This window comes from Sphingobium sp. MK2, from assembly GCF_040170545.1.
Taxonomy (GTDB): Bacteria; Pseudomonadota; Alphaproteobacteria; order Sphingomonadales; family Sphingomonadaceae; genus Sphingobium.
Genome location: NZ_JAZDXA010000088.1, coordinates 1 through 2483, shown reverse-complemented (window position 1 = coordinate 2483; position 2483 = coordinate 1). Strand labels below are relative to the sequence as shown.

Annotated in this window: 2 protein-coding genes and 3 pseudogenes; 3 read left to right on the top strand and 2 right to left on the bottom strand. The window is 58.4% G+C overall.

From position 1 onward, the window contains the following. Window positions 1-179: 179 nt before the first annotated feature. A complete protein-coding gene (locus tag V2I08_RS20300; protein ID WP_349636561.1) occupies window positions 180-509 on the bottom strand; it encodes a transposase family protein in 330 nt (109 codons plus the stop codon). A gap of 108 nt (window positions 510-617) precedes the next feature. Here V2I08_RS20300 and V2I08_RS20295 point away from each other — a divergent pair. Then, a pseudogene (locus V2I08_RS20295) lies at window positions 618-1106 on the top strand (tyrosine-type recombinase/integrase); the annotation flags it as partial. Window positions 1107-1190: 84 nt separating this feature from the next. After that, a pseudogene (locus V2I08_RS20290) lies at window positions 1191-1646 on the top strand (IS110 family transposase); the annotation flags it as partial. A 32-nt stretch (window positions 1647-1678) separates the two neighbouring features. Here the strand turns inward: V2I08_RS20290 and V2I08_RS20285 are convergent. After that, window positions 1679-1816 (bottom strand): annotated as a pseudogene (locus tag V2I08_RS20285) (hypothetical protein); the annotation flags it as partial. Window positions 1817-2042: 226 nt separating this feature from the next. On the opposite strand from V2I08_RS20285, the gene V2I08_RS20280 reads away from it, so the two are divergent. After that, window positions 2043-2327, top strand: coding sequence for a hypothetical protein (locus tag V2I08_RS20280; RefSeq protein ID WP_349636559.1), 285 nt, complete (start codon window positions 2043-2045; stop codon window positions 2325-2327). Window positions 2328-2483 lie beyond the last annotated feature (156 nt).

Genomic DNA, 2483 nt, shown 5'->3' with positions numbered 1-2483 from the left:
TTTCCATCAGGGCCAGCGGTCAAATCACGCCCGCACAAATAGGCCGGACATATGAAAGCAACCGATCAAACCCGTCCCGACAAAAAGCCCTTGCCATAGGGGGCGTCCACATATGAATCAGAACTTGGGCCGGTTGAAAATCCCTTTTTGTCAACACGGCCTAGCGCAAGTCCAACACATCATTGAATTTCGCCAAGTCGCTGGGTCCGCCGGCCACGTCGTGCCACCACATCTTTGAGAGATTCTGCAAAAATGCGACGCCTGCAACGTTGATTGACGCAGCGCAGGCGCCGCACACGAAGCTGGATCGTTACTGAGCGCCCTTGCCAGGGCAAATCCGCAATACGCCGATTATAACGGCTATGCAGACGGGTTGATGCCCGCCGACAGTTGGGGCACCGAGCGACAGGTGAGCGGGCGCGGCAATGCACCACGACTTCATTGGCAATCTGTTGAACATAATCGACAACCAAAGGTGCCGGGATGAGCGGCAAGATGCGTTTCGGCATGGCGAAAGGACCTCCTTAAGATTCTTCCGCTGAATCAATGGGATTCCATCAGGTTGCACCGAAAGTGCGGGAGAGCCCGGAAGTGGGGAATTTTACAGTGTCATTGACACACTGGCCGATCTGACAGCCAGCGAGGTCATCGCGTTCCTCAGCCATGCCGAACATGAACGCAGTAGTACGATCGGCACGCGCAACTGCCGGCTTGCTGCGATCCGCAGCTTCTTCCACTTCGTGGCCACCAAGGATCCCGCATCGATCGCGCAATGCGTCGAAATCCTCCACATCCCGATCAAGCGCGCTCCGGCGTCGGAACCGAGGGTCGCCGCCGAAACAACGCCAACGCTGCGTGCCAAGCATGTGACGCCACACGCCTTCCGGCACGCCACCGCCGTGCACCTCATCTCGGCGGGCGTCGACGTTACGGTCATCCGAAGCTGGCTCGGCCATGTGAGCCTCGACACGACCAATCACTATGCCAGGGCCAATCTCGGAACGAAGCGGAAAGCCTTGGAGAAGGTCGCCGTTCCAACAACACCCGGCGGCCAGCCACCTTGGAAGCGCGATGCAAGCGTGCTCGCCTGGCTCGACACACTCTGAAATAATGCGGAGGAACATGGATGAAATCGGCAGAAATCCGCCAATCAGGCCGCGTTCCTCCGCATTATGGGAACCTCGTGATTAGTGAAGCGGAACAAGACGGACGCCGCCGACGCGGAGGCCATATGCGAGGCCGTCGCCAAGCCGAACATGCGGTTCGTTCCTATCAAGACGAGGCAGCAACAGGCTGTTCTGGCTTTACATCGTGTCCGCAGCCTGTTGGTCCGACAGCGAACGGCGACGATCAATGCACTGCGCGGACTGCTGGGCGAATACGGGCTTATCGCGGGCAAGGGCGTGCGACAGCTCGCGATATTGAGCGAGCGTCTTGCAACCTCGGACAAGACCGTCGTCCCGGACGAAGCGCGAGAAGCGTTGCGATGTCTTTTCCGGCACATCGACACACTAACCGATAAGCTTGGCGAGATGGAGAAGCGGATCGTCACCTGGCACAAATCCAACCCGGACAGCCAGCGTCTGGCTACTGCTCCGGGCGTGGGCCCAATTACGGCGACAGCGATTGTGGCAGCCGTCGGCGATGGCAGCCGTTCGACCACAATGCCCAGTAAACGCCTCGCAACGGCACGCGAGCTCCAGCGGGCGCGGTTGAGGATCTGGTGATAAGTTGCAAAGTTGGAAGCATCGGCTCGGCCGGTCACACGCAGGCAAGACGTAACGGTCCGTTTCCCCGTGGCCAGCAGGCCGCCCATCACAAGAACAAGTACATGCTCCCAGCTGGGAGCCGTAAAACAGCGACGCCATGCCTGCAGCCATTGGCGCAGTATCTGGGGGACGGGATCGCCGATAACGGCCTTGTTCTGGTCCAACATTCCATGCTTGAAAATCCCGACTGAAGCACGTTGCAACGCTTGGGCTGTTGCCATGCGGCGAGGTGACTCGAATATGCTGTGAACCGACGGCAGCTATAGATGCACCATGAAAGACGAGGAAATCATTCTGCGCATCGAGACGTTCGACGCGGCCAACGGCGGCGGCGTCGGATGGTACGAGGACAAAGGCGCTTACCATCTCTATCTGCTGGAAACCGACGCGCCGATCGCCCGCCTCAAGCCTGTCGGCACGCGCGACGAAGTCAGGCTCGGCTACTGGTCACACCGGCGAAAATGGGAAGATATTGACGATATGGGCGGATGCGTCTTGCCACTCGATCAGGTCCTCGACCATATCGCTGAAAACAGCATCTTCTGGACTTGGACCTGACCGAAAACGTACAAAGTCGAGCTGAGGTTGACGGCTACCCGGAATTAAAGGACCTATCCACATTTGAGGGAAAGCGTCTAGCCCAAGTTGGACAGCGCTGGCGGAACGCGCAGTGAACACGAGATCGTAAGTACTTGATTTTGCTAGGGTCGAGTT